Genomic DNA, 19,661 nt, shown 5'->3' with positions numbered 1-19,661 from the left:
AGTTTGTGAAAGCAAATTGATTTTTGCCGCCATCGAATGTAAGAAATTTCTTCACACGCACAGTCATAAAAAAACCCCGATCGATGACGGGGTTATTCAGACAAAGATTATTTTCTGGCTCGCGTGGTGACCTTGGGGAGAAATTTCGCCTTCGGTCCCTTGGGTGCCGTGGATTTGATCTTGCCGATCTGCACTGGATCTTCGCCAAATCCAGACTGATACTCAGTCTGGCCGCACCGTACGCAGTTGTTGAAGGAAAATTCAGAGCCATCGTCTTCGATATACGGATCAGTCATATCTTCGCCCCTTCGCAACAGATCGACACCGGCAAAACCCGTTTTGCCTGAAAAATATCGACCTCCAATGCTTTTGAGACTAGTTGGTCACTCTTGGACTTGTGATTCAGATTAGCTGGCGCCCGACGAGTGGCCTCAAAAAAATTAAACTCGACCACGAACCGCTGGTCTTGCTTTGCTAAAGAATTCTGCCGACAGGCCGTTGCCCTTTTTCATACAAATGAATCTCAAGGAGAGAACATGCAAATCAACGGATTCCCGAATCTACCCGTCGTAAAGCTCACGGACGAACAAATCGCTGCCGGCAAAGCCGGGGGTGAACTGCTCAAGGACAAGATCGCTTCCGGTGAAATCACCATCAAGTATCCGGACAAGCCGATTCTGCAGCCTGGTGTCATTTACCATCCAAGCGAGCCAGCGCAACCGAGCCAACCTTCGGACACGCCTACTCTTGTCGCCATCGACACACCACTGACCTACGACTCGAGAGGCACCGTAATCCTCAAGCCACAGGGCTGATGGCGTAGAAAAAGAGCCCATCCATTATCTGGATGGGCTCACATGACCAGCAATCGACATTCAGCGCAATTTCACCGCCGTCCCCGTCGCAAACACCACAACCATCCCGCCCTTCCCGCCAGGCATGCTGATCTCGAAGTCCACCCCGACCACTGCATCCGCCTGCAAAGCACGCGCCCTCTCCCTGATTTCTTCGGTGGCCTGAACACGCGCCTCCTTCAAAGCCCGCTCTAGCGTCTGCGAACGTCCGCCGAAAAAATCGCGCATACCGGCGAACATGTCACGAATCACATTGACGCCCTGCACCGACTCGGCACTGACAATGTCCAGGTATGCCGTGATTTGCCGACCTTCAATGGTATGAGTGGTGGAAATGATCATGGATGTCGTCCCTATACGGAGGAATAAATTCGCGATTGTAATGGCTCAAAGCGGACTTCACGCCGCTGCCAATAAAATCCAGACGCCAGAAACCACAAAACCCCTGACTTCTTTCGAAATCAGGGGTTTTGTGTACTGAATATGGCGGTGAAGGAGAGATTCGAACTCTCGATACAGTTTCCTGTATACACACTTTCCAGGCGTGCTCCTTAAGCCACTCGGACACTTCACCGTATCTCTTCAAACATGTTCTGTCTGTCGAGGCGCGCTAATGTAGTCGAAAGCTTTTGCGATGGCAAACTTTTTTTCAGAATTTTCATGCGGTTAAGAGAAAAAGTCGTTTTGCCCGCTGGCAGCCCATGGCAAACCGGCCAATCTTCGGTGGGCGCGGCCCTTCTATATAGAAGCAGAACGCCTCGCCACGCTGGACGGGCCGGGAAACGGTGACTGGCGGGTCAGTCACGGCGCTTTACCTGGCCTGCGGCGGTGGGTAACGTCTGCCCATCTTTCTTACAAGGAATAGCGTCATGAGTGAGTTGATTTCCTACCACCTCGAAGACGGTATCGCGACCCTGACTTTGAGCAACGGCAAGGTCAATGCCATTTCTCCGGACGTGATTGCGGCATTCAACGCGGCGCTGGATCAGGCGGTAACTGATCGTGCCATCGTGATCATTACCGGTCAGCCGGGGATTCTGTCCGGCGGCTATGACCTGAAAGTGATGACTGCCGGCCCTAAAGAGGCGGTGGCACTGGTAACTGCGGGGTCGACGTTGGCGCGTCGCCTGCTCTCCCACCCGTTTCCGGTGATCGTCGCTTGCCCGGGTCATGCCGTGGCAAAGGGCGCTTTCATTCTGTTGTCTGCCGATTACCGTATCGGTGTCGACGGACCGTTCAGCATCGGTCTGAACGAAGTGCAGATCGGTATGACCATGCACCACGCCGGTATCGAACTGGCGCGTGATCGTCTGCGTCGCTCGGCGTTCCACCGCTCGGTGATCAACGGCGAGATGTTCGATCCGCAAAGCGCTGTAGATGCCGGTTTCCTCGACAAGGTGGTTGCCGCCGAGGAGCTGCAAGCTGCCGCCCTCGCCGCTGCGCGTCAGTTGAAGAAGATCAACATGCTCGCGCACAAGAATACCAAGTTGAAAGTACGCAAGGCGCTGCTGGAAACCCTGGATAACGCGATCATCCAGGATCAGGAACACCTGGGTTAACCACCCGTTTATCTCTTCAAGAACAGCCCGACCGTCGTGTCGGGCTTTTTCTTGCACGCCTGGTTTAAAAGTCTGCGGCCGCTCTAGGACAGGTCTGACCCTCCATTCGGAAACATGCGCTTAAACATCGGCTATCTCCGGACTCTATAGTGGCAATTGCCGAAAACAGTGCACATCCGTACACTGCGCCACCTTTTGTCCCGGTGGGGCCTGAAAATGCTGTTCGTGTTTCGTATGTTATTGATGGGCCTGCACTTTATTCTGGCCGGCGTGCTCGGAGTGATTCTCGGGATCTGCCGCCCGTTCAATCCGGACAACAGCCGACTGTGCGCCCGCCTCTACGCGCTGCCGGCAATGTGTATTTTGCGTTTACGGGTGAAGTCCGATGTCAGTGGATTGATGAACAAACCTGACAGCTGCGTGATCATCGCCAACCATCAGTCCAACTATGACTTGTTCGTGTTCGGCAACGTAGTGCCGCGTCGAACCGTGTGCATTGGCAAGAAGAGCCTCAAGTGGGTTCCGTTGTTCGGGCAATTGTTCTGGTTGGCCGGCAATGTGTTGATCGACCGTGGCAATGCGCACAAGGCGCGCCAGTCGATGCTCACCACTACCAATACCTTGCAGAACGAAGACACCTCGATCTGGGTGTTCCCGGAAGGCACGCGCAACCTCGGCGAAGAATTGCTGCCCTTCAAAAAAGGCGCGTTCCAGATGGCGATTGCCGCCGGTGTGCCGATCGTTCCGGTTTGCGTCAGCAGCTACATCAAGCACATGCGCCTGAATCGCTGGCGCAGCGGGAAAATCCTCATACGCTCGCTGCCGGCGATTCCTACAGCCGGACTGACCATGGATGACATGCCCATGCTCATCCATCAGTGCCGCGAGCAGATGCGCGAGTGCATTGAATCGATGGACCGGCAACTGCAAGCCGCCTAAGAAGACAACCCGCCCTGTGCGGGTTTTCTTTTGCCCGGTGAACTGTACAGATTTCACTGACTCTCAAGCAGCGACACGGCTAAGCTGAAGCCTTGTATTCCCTGCCACCTGCCAAGAAGAAGTGAATCACCACCATGGGTCGAGTTGTTGCTGCTGCGGTATACAGCGCAGGCAAGAAAGTCACCAATATTACCCTCGACGAAGGCGCCGCCTGGGCCGCGAAAACCGGTCACTTTGTCTGGATCGGTCTGGAAGAGCCGGACGCTCAGGAGCTGTCCAATCTGCAACGTCAGTTCAACCTGCACGAACTGGCCATTGAAGACGCCCTGGAAAAACACAGTCGGCCGAAGCTGGAAACCTTTGGCGACGCTTTGTTTATCGTCACCTACTCGCCCATCCGCGAACACGGCGTTCTGCAGTTCATCGAAACGCACATCTTTGCCGGCAAGGGCTACATCATCACGGCACGTAACGGTCACTCGGCGTCCTACGCCCATGTCCGCCAACGTTGTGAGGCACGCCCGCTCTTGCTGGAACACGGGGAAGATTTCGTACTGTATGCGCTGCTCGATTTCGTCATCGAGAACTACCAACCGGTGGGCGAAGCCATTCATGCCGAAATCGATGAACTGGAACGCAACGTGTTGTGTAGCGCGTTGAACGAGCGTGACATCCAGAAGCTGCATGGCTTGCGCCGCGATGTCGTGCGCCTGCGCCGGTACGCGGCGCCGATGGTGGAAATTGGCGAGGAACTGCAGAAGCTGAGCTTCCCGTTTATCGACAAGAACATGCGCCCGTACTTCCGCGATGTGCAGATCCACGTAACCCGGCAGATGGAAGACCTGAGCACACTGGCCGATATCGCTAGCCAGACCATCGAGATCGGTGTGTTGCTCGAGGCTTCAAGGCAAAGCGTGGTGCAGCGCAAGTTTGCTGCCTGGGCGGCGATTCTGGCGTTTCCGACGGCAGTGGCGGGGATTTACGGGATGAACTTCCAGAACATGCCGGAACTGAGTTGGCACTATGGCTACTTCGGTGTGCTGGGGTTTATTACGGTGGGATGCGTGAGTTTGTGGGCGAGCTTCAAGAAGTCCGGGTGGTTGTAGAGCGGACCGAGTTGTCTGGAACATTCGCGAGCAGGCTCGCTCCCACATCAGATTTTCGGTGCGCCACCGATCAATGCGGGAGCGAGCCTGCTCGCGAAGCTTTTGGCCTTAGACAGTTTCTGGCTTGTGCGCGACAAACCGCATCATCCATTCCGCAACCGTAGCGCCATGGTGTTCCTGCTCCAGACTGGCTACGCCTTTGCTGTAGATCTGCGAACCCAACGCTTCCTGACGCAGATCCAGCAGCGCACGCGAGTAATCGTGGATGAATTCCGGGTGGCCCTGGAAGCACAACACCTGATCGTTGATGTGGTAAGCCGCAAACGGGCAAAAATCGCTGGAAGCAATCACCGTGGCGTTTTCCGGCAGCGCTGTGACCTGATCCTGGTGACTGATCAGCAGTGTCAGTTCCTCACGCACCGGGCTCATCCACGGCGCCTTGGCCGCGAGTTTGTAGTTATGGGTGCCGACACCCCAACCTTGCGTGGCGCGCTCACTCTTGCCGCCGAGCAGCAGCGCCAGCAGTTGATGGCCGAAGCACACGCCGAGCAGTTTGTCGCCGCGCTCGTAACGCGTCAGCAGGTATTCCTTGAGGGTCTGGATCCACGGATCAGTGCCGAACGAATCGGCCTTGCTGCCGGTGACCAGATACGCGTCGAACGTCTGGTCGTCGCTTGGGTATTGGCCCTGCATCACGTTGTAGACGGTGAACTCGGCGGCAATCGGTTGCTGCGAGAACAGGCGCTGAAACATCTGCCCGTAACCCTGATATTGATCGACCAGCTCCGGACGCAGGATGTCGGTTTCCAGAATGCAGATGCGTAGCGACATAAAAAATACCTGACACGTGATGGGAATAATGAACACCCCCAGAGCCTGCCCTGAAACACCTTGGCAAGGCAAGCCCCGGAATGCTCGCTGCCCTTAGAACATTTCACCTTTCGCTGCTTTATCCAACAGCAACGCAGGCGGCGCAAACCGCTCGCCATATTGCTCAGCCAGATACTGCGCGCGAGCGACGAAATCTTTCACGCCGTACTGGTTGATGAACTGCAACGCACCGCCGGTCCACGGCGCAAACCCGATACCGAAAATCGAGCCGACGTTGGCATCCGCTGTCGAGGTCAGCACGCCCTCTTCCACACAGCGCACGGTTTCAATGGCTTGTACAAATAGCAGCCGATCACGCACATCCTTGGGCGAAATCTGCCCGTCGGTTTTCTCGAATCGCGTCTTCAGTTCGGGCCACAAATGTTTCTGCGCACCGCTTGGGTAATCGTAAAAACCGCCACCCGCCGCTTTGCCCGGACGCTTGTATTCGTTGAGCAGCAAGTCAATCACGGCAAAGGCCGGGTGCTCAATCAGCGGTTTCCCTTCTGCCTGTAGGTCCTTGGCTGTTTGCTGACGGATATGGCTCATCAGGCTGAGGGAAACTTCGTCAGAGATCGCCAGAGGTCCGACCGGCATCCCGGCTTTGCGCGCTTCGGTCTCGATCATCGGCGCACTCACGCCCTCGCCGACCATGGCAATACCTTCGTTGGTGAAGGTGCCGAACACCCGCGAAGTGAAGAAGCCGCGACTGTCGTTGACGACGATCGGGGTTTTCTTGATTTGCACAACGAAATCGAAACCGCGCGCGAGGGTTTCATCGCTGGTCTGCGCGCCCTTGATGATTTCCACCAGCGGCATTTTTTCCACCGGACTGAAGAAGTGCAGGCCGATGAATTTGCTTTGATCCGGTACGGCAGCCGCCAGACCGGTGATCGGCAACGTCGACGTGTTGGAGGCGATGACCGCTTCGGCGCCAACAACTCGCTGGGCTGCAGCAGAGACCCTGGCCTTGAGGTCGCGGTCTTCGAACACCGCTTCGATGATCAGATCGCAACCCGCGAGGTCGGCATCATTTTCGGACGGCTTGATCCGCGCCAACACCTCATCACGCTTTGAAGCATCCATCTGTCCGCGAGAGACTTTCTTGTCCAGCAACGCGGCAGAGTGTGCTTTACCTTTTTCGGCAGCAACCAGATTGACGTCCTTGAGCACCACTTCAATACCCGCCGAAGCACTGACAAACGCAATACCCGCGCCCATCATTCCTGCGCCAAGCACGCCGAGCTTCTGCGTCTTGTAAGGCGCAAAGCCCTGCGGCCGCGAACCACCGGCGTTGATCTCATTGAGTTGAAACCAGAACGTGCCGATCAGGTTTTTCGAAATCTGCCCGGTGGTCAGTTCGGTGAAGTAACGGGTTTCGATCAAGTGCGCGGTATCAAAATCGACTTGAGCGCCCTCCACCGCCGCGCAGAGGATCTTTTCCGGCGCCGGCATCGTCCCTTGAGTCTTGCTGCGCAAAATCGACGGTGCAATTGCCAGCATCTGCGCGACTTTCGGGTTCGACGGCGTGCCGCCCGGAATCTGATAACCCTTCACGTCCCATCGCTGCACCGCTGTCGGGTTGGCCACGATCCAGGCTCGTGCTTTGGCCAGCAACTCATCGCGATCCGCTGCGAGTTCATCGATCAGCCCCGCCTGCAATGCCTGTTGCGGCCGCACCTTCTTGCCTTCAAGCAAATAAGGCAGCGCTTTCTCGATGCCGAGCATGCGCACCATGCGCACTACCCCGCCGCCGCCCGGCAACAGGCCGAGGGTTACTTCCGGCAGACCGAGTTGCACCGATGCATCCTCCAAAGCCACGCGGTGATGACAGGCAAGGCAGATTTCCCAACCACCGCCCAGCGCCGCACCGTTGATCGCCGCGACCACCGGTTTGCCGAGGGTTTCCAGGGTGCGCAACTGCGCTTTGAGGGTCAGCACCATGTCATAGAAGGCTTTGGCTTCAGGCTTGCCGACCTTGATCAGTTCGTTGAGGTCACCGCCGGCAAAGAAGGTTTTCTTCGCCGAGGTGATGATGACCCCGGCAATCTGGTCTTTTTCAGTCACCAAGCGTGCAACGCAGGCGGCCATGGCCTCACGGTACACGGCGTTCATGGTATTGGCGCTCTGGCCCGGCATGTCGATGGTCAGCACGACGATGGCGTCCTGGCCTTTTTCGTAACGGATGGCTTCGCTCATAACAAGGTTCCTTGAATTCGGGGCTCAGAGGCGTTCGATGATGGTGGCAATGCCCATGCCGCCACCGACGCACAGCGTCGCCAGGCCATAGCGCAGGCGCCGCGCTTCCAGTTCATCGAGCAGCGTTCCGAGGATCGCGCAACCGGTGGCGCCCAGCGGATGACCCATGGCGATCGAGCCGCCGTTGACGTTGACCTTGTCCGGGTCGACGGCCATGTCCTTGATGAACTTCAGCACCACCGAGGCAAACGCCTCGTTGACCTCGAACAGGTCGATGTCTTCAACGCGCAACCCGGCCTTGGCCAGTGCCTTGCGCGTCGCCGGTGCCGGGCCGGTGAGCATGATGGTCGGATCAGTGCTGGTGACCGCCGTGGCGACAATGCGCGCCCGGGGTTGCAACCCCAGCGCCCGGCCTTTGGCTTCGGAGCCGATCAGCATCAGTGCAGCACCGTCGACGATCCCGGAGCTGTTGCCCGGTGTATGTACATGATTGATTCGTTCGACATGGCTGTAGACCCGCAACGCCGTGGCGTCGAAACCCATCTGGCCGATCATTTCAAAACTCGGCTTGAGCTTGCCCAAGCCTTCAAGGGTCGATTCAGCGCGGATGAACTCATCGTGGTCGAGTAGTATGATGCCGTTCTGATCCTGCACCGACACCAACGACTTGTTGAACGAACCGTCAGCCCGCGCCCGTGCGGCTTTCTGCTGCGAGTGCAGCGCGTAGGCATCGACGTCGTGACGACTGAAACCCTCAAGCGTAGCGATCAGGTCGGCACCGACGCCTTGCGGAGTGAAATGACTGTGCAGATTAGTCTGCGGATCGAGCGCCCAGGCGCCGCCGTCGCTGCCCATCGGCACCCGCGACATCGACTCGACACCGCCGACCACCACCAGATCTTCGAAACCCGAGCGTACTTTCATCGCGCCGAGGTTGACCGCTTCCAGGCCCGAGGCGCAAAAGCGGTTGATCTGCACACCGGCAACGCTGACATCCCAATCGGCCACTTGCACAGCGGTTTTGGCAATGTCCGAGCCTTGATCGCCAATCGGCGTGACGCAGCCGAGCACCACGTCATCGACCTGACTGGTATCGAGCGAGGTGCGTTCTTGCAGCGCGGTCAGCAGACCGGCAACCAGATTCACCGGTTTGACGCTGTGCAAGGCGCCATCGGCCTTGCCTCTGCCACGGGGCGTGCGTAACGCATCGAATATCAAAGCTTGGGTCATGACGTCCTCGAACCTGTGCGGGGAGTGATTGCTTGTGTCCCCACTCTTGGCCCGAGCGGCCATGGATTCAATGACCACAGTGCTCAATGCGCTTGACCCACACGCTCAGACGGACGGTCATTAACTGTCAGGTGAACCGGTTCAGGTCGGCGAGTTGTCTAGCCAGCGGGCGGCAAAGAAGCTGGCAATAAGCCTCATGCCTTTTTTATCGCACATGGCAAGCGCTCCATATGAAATGGATCTAAGCCAAGCGTGACGTGGCCCCTAATGTAGAACATGTACGTCATGGTCGTCGGGTTTTGCCGAGGCAGACGTTCTTCAACAGGAAGTGCAGCGCTTGCCGTCATGGATATGCAGGCAAGCATCAGGAAATAACAATAAAGGCGGTCAAGCCATGTTCAAGCAACCGAAAGTTCGTCAAGCAGGGCTCATTCTTTTCGCCACGACGCTGTTGTTGATTTTGCCGAATCTGACCAAGGTCATCGGCTGAATCGAGCGGCAGGTGCTGTTTATCGCCACTGAAAATGTGACTGGCCCGCTACCCGGGCCAGCGTGGCTGTGCCAACCTTGGCGCACTCCCACGACATGGATGGCGATCATTTGAAAGCCCTTATTGTGTTCGGGGCCATGCTGCTGAGCATGCCCTTGTCTGCCGCACAGTTGGATCTGCAACTGGGCGCAAGCAGCCGCACCTGGCAGACCGAGGCATTGCTCAAGCATCCTCAGGTACAAACCCTCACCATCAAAAACGATGTGTCCTACAAGAAGGACATGACCTATCGCGCCGTGCCCGTGGCTGCGCTGCTGACCGGGATCAAACCGCAAGATAACCTGCAAGCGGTGGCACTGGACGGCTTTGCCGCCGAGCTGGCTGCAGCGCCGCTGCTCAATACAAATGGCGCACGGGCCTGGCTGGCCATTGAGGATCCGGCTCAGCCCTGGCCAGCGCTGTCTGAGGGCAAGCACAGCGCCGGGCCGTTCTATCTGGTCTGGACCGATCCGCAGGCCGGCAATATCAGCCCGGAGCAATGGCCATTCCAGGTCGCGAGCATCAAGCGCATGGCACCCGTGGCCGAACGCTTCCCGGCCCTGCTACCGGATCCTGCGTTGAAGGCGAATGACCCGGTGAATCTGGGGTTTGCGCTGTTTCAGAAGAACTGTCTGGCGTGTCACCGGTTAAACGGCGCGGGGGACGCGCAATTCGGGCCGGACCTGAACATTCCGTATAACCCGACCGAGTATTTCGGCGTGGATTTCTTGAAGCGTTACATTCGCGATCCGCAGAGTCTGCGGCAGTGGCCGCAGGCGAAGATGCCGGGGTTTTCGGTAGAGGTTTTGCCGGAGGGGGATTTGGAAATGCTTGTGGGGTATCTCCAGCACATGGCCGGACGCAAAGTTAAGCCCTGAGCACATTTCCTTGTAGGAGTGAGCCTGCTCGCGATAGCGGAGTGTCAGACACTGATAATTCAACTGTCAGACCGCTATCGCGAGCAGGCTCACTCCTACAAGGGTTTTGTGTGAGCCCGTTACTGTTGCTGGACGGAGATGATCGGCGTTGGCGAGACGAACACCTTCGCATGCATCTGCTCACACCCACCGCCACGGCGCATGCCGCGCACCGGGCAGGCATCCAGATAATCCAGACCCACCGCCAGCTTCAAATGCCGTTCCGGCCGCGCCAGCTCATTGGTCACGTCAAAGCTGTACCAGGCGTCATCCAGCCATGCTTCCGCCCAGGCATGGCTGGCCAGATGCTCGCAATCCTCGCTGTACAGATACCCCGACACATAACGCGACGGAATCCCGAGACTGCGCGCGCAGGCCAAAAATGCGTGAGCGTGATCCTGACAAACCCCGGCACGCCCGGCGAAAGCTTCCGCCGCGCTGGTGTCTACTTCGGTCGAACCGGGCGTGTAGGTCATGTGCTGATTCAAACCGTGCATCAAATCAATCAGCGCCGTGCGATCGCGCCGTTGCTTGCAGGACTTTTCGGCAAACGCGCGCAAGGCCTCGTCCGCCTCGGTCAATCGGGTAAAACGCAGAAACGGCAACGCCGACTGGCTCTCATGCTCCGCCTCACGCAGCTCATCGATATCGACCTGCCCGCGCGCGCCGATGATGATCGCTTCGTGCGGCTCGTCCATGGTCAGCACGTGCAGAATATTGCCGAACGGATCGAGCTGCGCGCGCACCGGGCGCGGCAGATCGAGTTGCCAGCTCAACACGTGCTGACGCTCGCTGTCGTGGGGGGTCAGTCGCAGGTACTGGATGCTCGCCCGCACCTGATCTTCGTAGTGATAGGTGGTCTCGTGGCTAATGGAAAGTCTCATGCAGCCTCCAGGTAGGAACTGTGAATGGCGTTACCCAACTGGCGCACCAGCGGGATGAATTCGGTCAGCCAGGCGTGCAGGCCTTCCTCGAGAATTTCGTTGATGCCGGTGTAGCGCAGGCGCGCATCCATCTCTGCCGCCAGACGTTGAGCCGGACGGCCATTGGCGCCGGGCAGTTGCGCGAGGATCTGATCGATCTCTTCGGTGCAGGCACGCAGTGAACGCGGTACGTCGGCACGCAACAGCAGCAACTCGGCGACATGTCTGGCGCCCGGCGCATCACGGTAGATTTCGGTGTAGGCCTCGAATGACGACAAGGCACGCAGCAAGGCACTCCACTGGTAATAGGCGTGGGCCGTGCCGTCGCTGACCGCTTCGGCCTGATCGCCAGCCATTTCGTAACGGGCATCGAGCAGTCGCAAGGTGTTGTCCGCACGCTCGATAAACGTCCCGAGACGAATAAAACGAAACGCATCGTTGCGCATGATTGTGCCGTACGACGCACCACGGAACAGGTGCGAACGTTCCTTGATCCACTCGCAGAAACGGCTCATGCCATAGCGACTGAGACCCTGTTCGGCGATTCCGCGAATCTCCAGCCACGTCGCATTGATGTTCTCCCACATGTCCGCCGTGATGCGTCCGCGAACCGCGTGTGCACTGGCTCGCGCTGCACCGAGGCAACTGTAGATGCTCGCCGGATTGGCCGCATCGAGGGCGAAGAAGTGCAGCAGCCGTTCGGCATGCAACGCGCCGTGACGCTCCAGGTAATCGTCGAGGGTGCCGGTAATCAGCAGCGGCATGGCCAATTCGTGCAGACCATCACCGCGACCGTCCTGCGGCATCAGCGACAGCGAATAACTGATGTCGAGCATCCGTGCGAGGTTTTCCGCCCGCTCCAGGTAACGCGACATCCAATACAGATCCGAGGCAGTTCTACTTAACATGGCAAGCTTCCTTCAATCCTCGACCACCCAGGTGTCCTTGGTACCGCCGCCCTGGGAGGAATTCACCACCAGGGAGCCTTCACGCAGTGCCACACGGGTCAAACCACCGGGCACCACGCGGGTTTCGCGCCCGGACAAGACAAACGGGCGCAAGTCGATATGGCGCGGCGCAACGCCGTTTTCGACAAAGGTCGGACAGGTCGACAGCGACAGCGTCGGTTGCGCGATGTACGCATGGGGCTTGGCCTTGATGCGTTCGCGGAAGGCATCGATTTCCGCTTTCGTCGATGCCGGCCCCACCAACATCCCGTACCCGCCGGACCCCTGAGTTTCCTTGACCACCAGATCTGGAAGATTGGCCAGCACATGGGAAAGTTCAGACGGGTTGCGGCACTGCCAGGTCGGCACGTTCTTCAGGATCGGCTCTTCATCGAGGTAGAAACGGATCATGTCGGTGACAAACGGGTATACCGATTTGTCGTCCGCCACACCGGTGCCGATGGCGTTGGCCAGCACCACGTTGCCAGAGCGATAGGACGACAGCAGCCCCGGCACGCCGAGCATCGAGTCGGGATTGAACGCCAGCGGATCGAGGAACGCGTCGTCGAGGCGGCGATAAATCACGTCCACCGCTTTCGGGCCGTCGGTGGTGCGCATGAAGACCTTGTCGTCACGCACAAACAGGTCCGCACCCTCGACCAGTTCAACGCCCATTTCCCGCGCGAGAAACGCGTGCTCGAAGAACGCGCTGTTGAAGCGCCCCGGCGTCAGCACCACCACGCTTGGGTCATCAATCGGGCTGGAGCTTTTAAGGGTGTCGAGCAACAGGTTCGGGTAATGATCGATCGGTGCGATGCGCTGGGCGGCGAACAGCTCCGGGAACAGGCGCATCATCATCTTGCGGTCTTCGAGCATGTAGCTGACGCCGCTCGGCGTACGCAGGTTGTCTTCGAGCACGTAATAGGTGCCGTCGCCGTCGCGCACCAGATCGACGCCGGAGATGTGCGAATAGATATCGCGGTGCAGATCCAGGCCTTGCATCGCCAACTGGTATTGCTCGTTGGCCAGCACCTGTTCGGCGGGAATGATCCCGGCCTTGATAATGCGCTGCTCGTGATAGAGGTCGGCGAGGAACATGTTCAACGCCTTGACCCGCTGGATGCAGCCACGCTCGACGATCCGCCACTCACTGGCAGGGATGCTGCGCGGGATGGTGTCGAAAGGAATCAGTCGCTCAGTGCCCTGCTCGTCGCCATAGAGCGTGAAGGTGATGCCGGCGCGATGGAACAGCAGATCGGCCTCGCGTCGCCGCTGGGCCAGCAGTTCGTCTGGCGTATCGGCCAGCCAGCGGGCGAACTCCCGATAATGCGGGCGAACCTGGCCGCCGGCATCGTACATCTCATCAAAATAGGTGCGGATCATGCCGTACTCCTTGTCACCCGGACATACAGGCCTTCGCAAGGCCCGTGCCATCGGCATAAACGCTTTGATTTCAATCGGTTGGAAATACACGCCGCAGGCACCGCACCATTCCTGTGCGGCAAATGCCCCAACCGGATTGCCCCCGCTTCATTGCGACGCACTGCATCGCCTATCACCAGCATAGTCAGAGTTGATTTCACTGCCCGGCGCTGCCTGCGGATAATCCGCGCATTCGCTGCAAAACTTCGCCGACTACAACGTCACGAAGCGCCCAGCTCAACTGATTGGGCTTGCCTCGGCAGCCCGCCCCGCTGTAACCCTGACCGGTTTCCTCTCCTTATCGGTCTTCCCTTTTAGCCACCCTCTCCGGTGGCTTTTTTTTGCCTCGGTTTCTTGTTTCAGGGTTTTGCCAGAGCATTTCGCTTACGCCGGAAATGACAACGGCCAACCCGAAGGTCAGCCGTTGTTCAACAAATGAAACCAGAGATCAGTTCAAACGGTGGCGGTTGCGCACCTCCTGTTTCACACCCCAGCCTTCGATAATGCCGCCCAGAGGTTCAACCACGGCAGAGAATCCCTGCTCGAAGTCGCCAATATCGTCATACGTCGCATACATCACTTTGCTTAATTCCAGCGCCCACGCACCGTCATCACGCACGCTGACCTGGGCATTGATGGATTCACCGCGAAATTTGCCTGCCGCCCTGCGCGCCCGCTCCTCGTCCGGGAAAATGGCGTAGAACTCGATGGGATGGAATCGGGAAAAATCGAAACCGCCTTCTTTCATGCGGCGCAGAACATTGCTGCTGATGTCTTCTTGATAGGCTGTGCTCATGAATCGTCCCCCTCGCATAGATGGATAGACTTTCCGTATTCCCGCCCCGGGCCTTTGGCCAAAGTACTACGGCAACGTGGTTGCACGCGGGAACAAGCATGTAGCTGACAAGACCAGACCTTAGCGATCCGTTCGCTGATCTCGCTTGCAGAGTAGCCCCAAGTTAGAGCTGCTGCCAAGGCCTGGTGTGAAAGGTGACAGGAAGAATGTCAGATGGGAGTGATGCTGCGGATTTCAATGCTGTTCTGGGTTTTCAGACTTTTCACGCCAGCATCGGCGGTACGCCCTTCCAGATCGTTCAGGTCCAGTTCGGCGGCGACGGGCAGAAGCCGTGCTTTGATCAATCGAGCGGCCTCATCGTCACTGGGGCATTCCGCGCGCTCGAACACCTCATCGACAATTTCACCATGATCGTCCACGAAAGTGACTTTCCACTTTTGCATCGGTGCCTCCTCGATCAAACCCGCAAATGGGCTTACACCTATCTCGACTGTATGCGCCGAAAGTTGGTTCAAAAGGATTACAGCGGACAAAGATGAAAAAAACGACATTTACTGTAGGAGTGAGCCTGCTCGCGATAGCGATTTCTCATCCAACGCTGATGTTGGTAGACAAACCGTAATCGCGAGCAGGCTCACTCCTACAAGACTTGCAGCGATTATTCAGTCGTTGCTTGGCTTGTTGATCGCCTGCAGCACGTACTGCGGCAAGGCAAACGCGCCGATGTGGATTTCCGGGTTGTAGTAGCGGGTGACGATACCGCTGCCAATGAAGCGCTGTTGCAGGGTTTCACGGCTCAGCTTGCGGTAAGCCGGGTTGGTCGAGCCCCAGGCGAAAGTCATCGAGCCACCGATGTAGGTCGGTACGGCCGCTTGGTAGAAGTGCCAGTCCGGGAACAGACTGTTCAGGCGACCGGCGGTGGTTTTCACTTCGTCGATCTGCATGAACGGCGTGCCGTTCTGGGTCACGAGGATGCCGCCCTCGTTCAGGCAACGATGGCAGGCCTGATAGAAGTTTTCCGAGAACAGCACTTCACCCGGGCCGATCGGATCGGTGGAGTCGGAGATGATCACGTCGAATTTTTCCGTGGTGGTGGCGACGAAACGCATGCCGTCGTCGATCACCAGGTTCAGACGTGGATCGTCGTAGGCGCCGCTGGAGTGGTTCGGCAGGAACTCTTTGCACATGTCGACCACGGTGCCATCGATCTCGACCATGGTGATGTGCTCGACACCGGCGTGCTTGGTCACTTCGCGCAGCATACCGCCGTCACCGCCGCCGATGATCAGCACACGCTTGGCGCTACCGTGGGCGAGGATCGGCACGTGAGTGAGCATTTCGTGGTAGATGAATTCGTCGGCTTCGGTGGTCTGGATCACGCCGTCCAGCGCCATGACCCGGCCCATGCGCGGGTTCTGGAAAATCACCAGGTGCTGGTGTTCGGTGCGCACTTCGTGCAGCAGTTTTTCCATGCGAAAACGCTGGCCGTAGCCTTCGTAGAGGGTTTCCAGGTACTCGCTGGTTTGGGTAACGGTCATGGTCAAGTGCTCCGATGAATGCGCGGGCGTCAATCGTGGGGACGATTGCCCGGGAAAGGCGCGCATTCTACGTTGCCGAAGATGACAGGTCGAACCTCACTTCATCGGCCCACCACAATCCTTGTGGGAGCTGGCTTGCCAGCGATAGGGTCAACTCGGTTCATCAGTGACACCGCAGTGATCCTATCGCTGGCAAGCCAGCTCCCACAGGTTTTGGGATGCTCACGAAGTTTGTGGCTAGATCCGCACGTTGCCGCGTGGTCCGGCGATTGCCCAGATGATCAGGCCCAGTACCGGCAGGAGGATGATCAGCAGCACCCAGACGATTTTCATCCCGGTGGTCGCGCCGCTTTTCAACACGTTGATGATGGCCCAGATGTCGAGGGCAAGGATGATCAGGCCAATCAGACCGTTGAACGTGGAACCCATGGTGTCGCTCCAGAATAGTGGCATGCACTTTTAGGATAGACGGTCGCGCGCAGGGTTCCTTTTTATTGCACTCAGACGTGAACGGCGATCTTCAACGCTTCGAGCGATGGCGCGGCGGCGATGCCGACTTCGGCGCACAGTTCTAGCACCCGTGGCACGTCGTTGCCGAAGACCAGCACCATTTGCAGTTCGTCGTCGAGCAACTGGCTGAAGTTCATCAGCGTGTAGCCGCCGTTTTCCTTGTTCATGCTGCTCATCTGCACCTGGATGCGGTTGAGTGCGACCAGCGCTTCGGTCTTGGCCAGTTGCTTGGGCTTGAGGTTGAAATCCACACCCGGACCGAACGAGGCGACGATCTGCGCGAACAGGTCAACGTAGGTGTCAGCCTGGAACAGCACGGTTTCCGGCAGGCTGCCGACGACGACCCACTCACCCAACGGGATCGGGAAGGTGTCGTCATAGTTGATGTCCGGGTTGGCGGTCAGAAAAGCACCGGCATCGGCGTAGGCTTGCGCGGCTTCATCGGCCACTTTCAGGATCTCGTCCTCGCCCATGCAGCCGGAGCTGATTTTGCTGATGAGTTCGACGAGTGCGGCTTTCATGAGGGCGGATCCTGTGGAAGGTGAAATTTGAGGGCGCGGAGGATAGCGCACAAAGCAAAAGATCGCAGCCTTCGGCAGTTCCCTACCGACTCAGCATCGTCCGCGAAACAGACGGCGAACGCATCATCGTAGGAGCTGCCGCAGGCTGCGATCTTTTGATCTAATCAACCCAACAGTTTTTCCAGCTGCGCGGTGGTATCAACCGCGCCCATCGTGCGGGCCGCATCCAGCGCCGTGACGCCATTGGCATCCTTGGCTTGCGGATTTGCGCCTTTGCTGATCAGGTAATCAACGATTTCCACACGATTGAACATCGCCGCCATCATCAGCGCCGTACGACCATCAAACGACGAGCCTTCGATCTCGGCGCCCGCCTCGACCAACGCCTTGACCACCGCCAGATCGCCCTTGAACGCCGCACCGGCAATCGGGCTCTGGCCGTTGCCATTGCGCATTTCCGGATCGGCCTTGTGTTTAAGCAGCACTTGCACTGCATCGACATGGCCGTAATAGCTGGCCAACATCAACAACGTGTCGCCCTTGCTGTTCTTCAGGTTGACCGGCAAACCGGCCGTGACCAGGCGATCAAGCATCTCGGCATCACCGTCGCGCGCCTTGTTGAAAACCTGCTCGGTGAATTCGGCAGCTTCTTCAGGGGTCATCTGGCGGCTTTGGTCGGACATGGGCAACTCCACTTTCGGTCTATCGGAAAGTCGACAGTTTCCCGAGCGAGGCGCTGGCTGTCACCCCCTTTTTCTCAAGTCGCGCCATAGCCAGATTCAATAACGATGCTTGCCCTGATGAATTTCCGCCAATACCTCATGGGTAACTCGAACGTAAGTCTGCGTGCCAGGCAGCCAAGCGTAAATCGGGTCATCGCCCGCCTGGCCGGGGTCGAAGCCTTCATTTTTCAATCGGGTTTTCTGGTATTTGAACGTGCCGGTGGTTTCCATTTTTACCTTCACTCGCAGAAACAACGGTACGGCGTAGGCCGGCATGCGCTCCCGGGCAAAGGTCAGCAACTCGGCGAAATCCAGGGTCGCGAGGGATTCCGCCGGCGTGATCGCCGCCATGCCGGCGCGGCCGTTGGTGTTGCGGATCTCCACGCCATAGGCCACCGCCTCGGAAATCTGCGGGTGTTGCAGCAGAAGGTTTTCGACTTCAGTGGTCGAAACGTTTTCGCCCTTCCAGCGGTAGGTATCACCGAGCCGATCAACAAATTGTGCGTGGCCGAAACCGATGTTGCGCAACAAATCGCCAGTGTTGAAAAACCGATCGCCTTTGCTAAACACGTCGTGAAGGACAACCTTGGCGGTTTTTTGCGGATCGGTGTAACCGTCCAGCGGCGCCTTTTCGTCGATCCGCGCCAGCAGCAAGCCCTGCTCGCCCTTGCCAACCTTGCGCATGAAACCGTCGGCGCTGCGCAGCGGCTCGCCGCTTTCATGGTCGTAGGCGACCAACTCCCAGGCCATCAGCGAGAAACCGATGGTGTTGTCGAAGTTGAGAATGTTGGTGAACCCGATGTTGCCGTCGCTCGCCGCGTACAGCTCACAGATGTGAGCGACGCCGAAACGCGTTTTGAACTCAGCCCAGGCACCCGGGCGCAAGCCGTTGCCGATCATCTTGCGCACATCGTGACGACTGTCATCGGCGCTGGCCGGTTGATCGACCAGATAACGGCACAATTCGCCGACGTAGCCAATGGTGGTCGCGCGGTAGCGGCGTACGTCGTTCCAGAACTGACTGGCGCTGAACTTGCGGCGGATCGCGAAACCCGAGGCGCCATTGACCGCCGAGCCCCAGCACACGCAGAGACCGGTGGCGTGGTACAGCGGCAAGGTGCAATAGACGACGTCGTCGGGGCCCATGTTGAGGGCGATCATGCCGAAACTGGCGGAGCTGCGCATCCAGCGCCCATGCTTGAACACCCCAGCCTTGGGCAGGCCGGTCGTGCCCGAGGTGTAAATGTAGAAACACGGGTCGTCAAAGAAGATCTGCTGGCTGCTCGGTGGATTCTCGCTGGAGGCATCGGCACTGGCGCTGATCAGGTTGACGTAGCCCTCGGGCGCAATGCCCGGATGGCTGTAAGTGTCTTGATCTGCCACGAACCAGGTACGAGGCGCGGCGATCGTCACTTGATCGCGAATGGCCGCATAAGCTGGAACCAGTTCATCGCCAACGACGATCGCCACCGGTGCCACCAGATTCACACTGTGGATCAGTGTGTCGCGAGTCTGTGAGGTATTGAGCAGCGCGCTGACCGCACCGACCTTGGCCAGCGCCAGAATGGTTACCAGCAGTTCCGGGCGGTTTTCGATGAACACCGCGACCACGTCGCCCTTGCCGATGCCTTGCCCGTTCAGATAGTGAGCGATGCGGTTGGCCCACTGGTTGACCTGCGCATAGCTCAGCCGCACATCGCCCTGCAATAACGCCGGCCCCTCGGGGTTGCGCAGCGTCGCTTGCTCGAACGTCCAGCCAAGGCCACAGCTTTGGGTCGGATCCGTGACGTTGGCCACCTTCATGCCTTTGACCACCCGTGGGATGGCCTTGGCGATCATCGGCAATTTGCGGAGCATCATGCCCCAGGTAATCGTGTCGCTTGGCGCGTGACTCATGGATGCTCCCCGTCCGACCTTGGCGTGCAGGTCGATGTTTTTATTTTTCGGGCTTTGGCTTGCAGCAACCGGCACATTCGAGCGCGGGTCGAGATCGAAAATACGTCAGCGCTTCTCGCGCTGTACACGCGGTTTTTGCAATGTTTTGTATCTGCTGATCGGCCGACGGCTGCGGTGATCATC

The 19,661-nt window shown here is 58.2% G+C and carries 20 protein-coding genes and 1 tRNA gene; 5 read left to right on the top strand and 16 right to left on the bottom strand.

The annotated features are described in order from the left end of the window. Positions 1–107 precede the first annotated feature (107 nt). Positions 108–296, bottom strand: a complete 189-nt coding sequence (locus ACZZ0A_RS05650) for a hypothetical protein (RefSeq protein WP_007914078.1) — start codon at positions 294–296, stop codon at positions 108–110. A gap of 240 nt (positions 297–536) precedes the next feature. Between ACZZ0A_RS05650 and ACZZ0A_RS05645 the strand changes: the two genes are divergently transcribed. Next, entirely contained in the window at positions 537–815 is a 279-nt protein-coding gene (locus ACZZ0A_RS05645) for a hypothetical protein (RefSeq protein WP_007914077.1), read from the top strand. A gap of 60 nt (positions 816–875) precedes the next feature. On the opposite strand, the gene ACZZ0A_RS05640 is transcribed toward ACZZ0A_RS05645, so the two are convergent. Both ACZZ0A_RS05640 and ACZZ0A_RS05635 read right to left on the bottom strand, forming a co-directional pair. Then, entirely contained in the window at positions 876–1,196 is a 321-nt protein-coding gene (locus tag ACZZ0A_RS05640; protein ID WP_007914076.1) for a YbjQ family protein, read from the bottom strand. 142 nt (positions 1,197–1,338) lie between these two features. Then, positions 1,339–1,428: transfer RNA gene (locus tag ACZZ0A_RS05635), tRNA-Ser, on the bottom strand. Between the two features lie 295 nt (positions 1,429–1,723). Between ACZZ0A_RS05635 and ACZZ0A_RS05630 the strand changes: the two genes are divergently transcribed. The 3 genes from ACZZ0A_RS05630 (at position 1,724) to ACZZ0A_RS05620 (ending at position 4,458) form a co-directional block, all read left to right on the top strand. Beyond that, complete coding sequence (locus ACZZ0A_RS05630; protein ID WP_007914074.1) at positions 1,724–2,413, top strand: crotonase/enoyl-CoA hydratase family protein; 690 nt, start codon at positions 1,724–1,726, stop codon at positions 2,411–2,413. A 216-nt stretch (positions 2,414–2,629) separates the two neighbouring features. Further along, the gene (locus ACZZ0A_RS05625) at positions 2,630–3,352 is read left to right on the top strand and encodes a lysophospholipid acyltransferase family protein (protein ID WP_007914073.1); all 723 of its coding nucleotides are present in this window, start codon (positions 2,630–2,632) and stop codon (positions 3,350–3,352) included. 134 nt (positions 3,353–3,486) lie between these two features. Further along, on the top strand, positions 3,487–4,458 hold the full coding sequence (locus tag ACZZ0A_RS05620) for a magnesium and cobalt transport protein CorA (protein ID WP_007914072.1): 972 nt from the start codon (positions 3,487–3,489) through the stop codon (positions 4,456–4,458). Between the two features lie 108 nt (positions 4,459–4,566). Here ACZZ0A_RS05620 and ACZZ0A_RS05615 read toward each other — a convergent pair whose 3' ends face one another. The 3 genes from ACZZ0A_RS05615 to ACZZ0A_RS05605 all read right to left on the bottom strand — a co-directional run bounded on the left by ACZZ0A_RS05615 (position 4,567) and on the right by ACZZ0A_RS05605 (position 8,757). Then, a complete protein-coding gene (locus ACZZ0A_RS05615; RefSeq protein WP_463542624.1) occupies positions 4,567–5,289 on the bottom strand; it encodes an amidotransferase in 723 nt (240 codons plus the stop codon). A 93-nt stretch (positions 5,290–5,382) separates the two neighbouring features. After that, positions 5,383–7,527 (bottom strand): 3-hydroxyacyl-CoA dehydrogenase NAD-binding domain-containing protein, encoded by a 2,145-nt coding sequence (locus ACZZ0A_RS05610; protein WP_463542623.1) that lies wholly within the window; start codon positions 7,525–7,527, stop codon positions 5,383–5,385. Positions 7,528–7,551: 24 nt separating this feature from the next. Further along, on the bottom strand, positions 7,552–8,757 hold the full coding sequence (locus ACZZ0A_RS05605) for an acetyl-CoA C-acetyltransferase (protein ID WP_007914069.1): 1,206 nt from the start codon (positions 8,755–8,757) through the stop codon (positions 7,552–7,554). Positions 8,758–9,342: 585 nt separating this feature from the next. On the opposite strand from ACZZ0A_RS05605, the gene ACZZ0A_RS05600 reads away from it, so the two are divergent. Then, on the top strand, positions 9,343–10,164 hold the full coding sequence (locus ACZZ0A_RS05600) for a c-type cytochrome (RefSeq protein WP_463544075.1): 822 nt from the start codon (positions 9,343–9,345) through the stop codon (positions 10,162–10,164). A 119-nt stretch (positions 10,165–10,283) separates the two neighbouring features. Here the strand turns inward: ACZZ0A_RS05600 and ACZZ0A_RS05595 are convergent, their stop codons facing one another. From ACZZ0A_RS05595 to ACZZ0A_RS05550, 10 genes are all read right to left on the bottom strand, one after another. Next, positions 10,284–11,087, bottom strand: a complete 804-nt coding sequence (locus ACZZ0A_RS05595; RefSeq protein ID WP_007914065.1) for a transglutaminase family protein — start codon at positions 11,085–11,087, stop codon at positions 10,284–10,286. Then, the gene (locus ACZZ0A_RS05590; RefSeq protein ID WP_007914063.1) at positions 11,084–12,034 is read right to left on the bottom strand and encodes an alpha-E domain-containing protein; all 951 of its coding nucleotides are present in this window, start codon (positions 12,032–12,034) and stop codon (positions 11,084–11,086) included. Before ACZZ0A_RS05590 ends, ACZZ0A_RS05595 begins: the two co-directional genes overlap by 4 nt. 12 nt (positions 12,035–12,046) lie before the next feature. After that, positions 12,047–13,456: a circularly permuted type 2 ATP-grasp protein gene (locus ACZZ0A_RS05585; protein ID WP_463542622.1), complete on the bottom strand. Its 1,410-nt coding sequence runs from the start codon at positions 13,454–13,456 to the stop codon at positions 12,047–12,049. A gap of 487 nt (positions 13,457–13,943) precedes the next feature. Then, positions 13,944–14,291: a ribonuclease E inhibitor RraB gene (locus ACZZ0A_RS05580; protein ID WP_007914059.1), complete on the bottom strand. Its 348-nt coding sequence runs from the start codon at positions 14,289–14,291 to the stop codon at positions 13,944–13,946. A gap of 209 nt (positions 14,292–14,500) precedes the next feature. Next, a complete protein-coding gene (locus ACZZ0A_RS05575; protein WP_007914057.1) occupies positions 14,501–14,734 on the bottom strand; it encodes a hypothetical protein in 234 nt (77 codons plus the stop codon). A 219-nt stretch (positions 14,735–14,953) separates the two neighbouring features. Further along, positions 14,954–15,829, bottom strand: a complete 876-nt coding sequence (speE, locus tag ACZZ0A_RS05570) for a polyamine aminopropyltransferase (RefSeq protein ID WP_007914055.1) — start codon at positions 15,827–15,829, stop codon at positions 14,954–14,956. Between the two features lie 237 nt (positions 15,830–16,066). Continuing rightward, the gene (locus ACZZ0A_RS05565) at positions 16,067–16,258 is read right to left on the bottom strand and encodes a PLDc N-terminal domain-containing protein (RefSeq protein ID WP_007914053.1); all 192 of its coding nucleotides are present in this window, start codon (positions 16,256–16,258) and stop codon (positions 16,067–16,069) included. A gap of 71 nt (positions 16,259–16,329) precedes the next feature. Beyond that, positions 16,330–16,860: a hypothetical protein gene (locus ACZZ0A_RS05560; RefSeq protein ID WP_007914051.1), complete on the bottom strand. Its 531-nt coding sequence runs from the start codon at positions 16,858–16,860 to the stop codon at positions 16,330–16,332. Positions 16,861–17,024: 164 nt separating this feature from the next. Beyond that, on the bottom strand, positions 17,025–17,543 hold the full coding sequence (locus ACZZ0A_RS05555; protein ID WP_123374706.1) for an ankyrin repeat domain-containing protein: 519 nt from the start codon (positions 17,541–17,543) through the stop codon (positions 17,025–17,027). Positions 17,544–17,639: 96 nt separating this feature from the next. After that, positions 17,640–19,478 carry a long-chain-acyl-CoA synthetase gene (locus ACZZ0A_RS05550; protein ID WP_463542621.1) on the bottom strand — a complete coding sequence of 613 codons (1,839 nt, stop codon included), beginning with the start codon at positions 19,476–19,478 and terminating at the stop codon, positions 17,640–17,642. Positions 19,479–19,661: the final 183 nt, after the last annotated feature.

The organism is Pseudomonas sp. AC242, from assembly GCF_979258655.1.
Note: the sequence above shows the minus strand (reverse complement) of the source record. Positions and strands in the feature narration are given on the sequence as shown.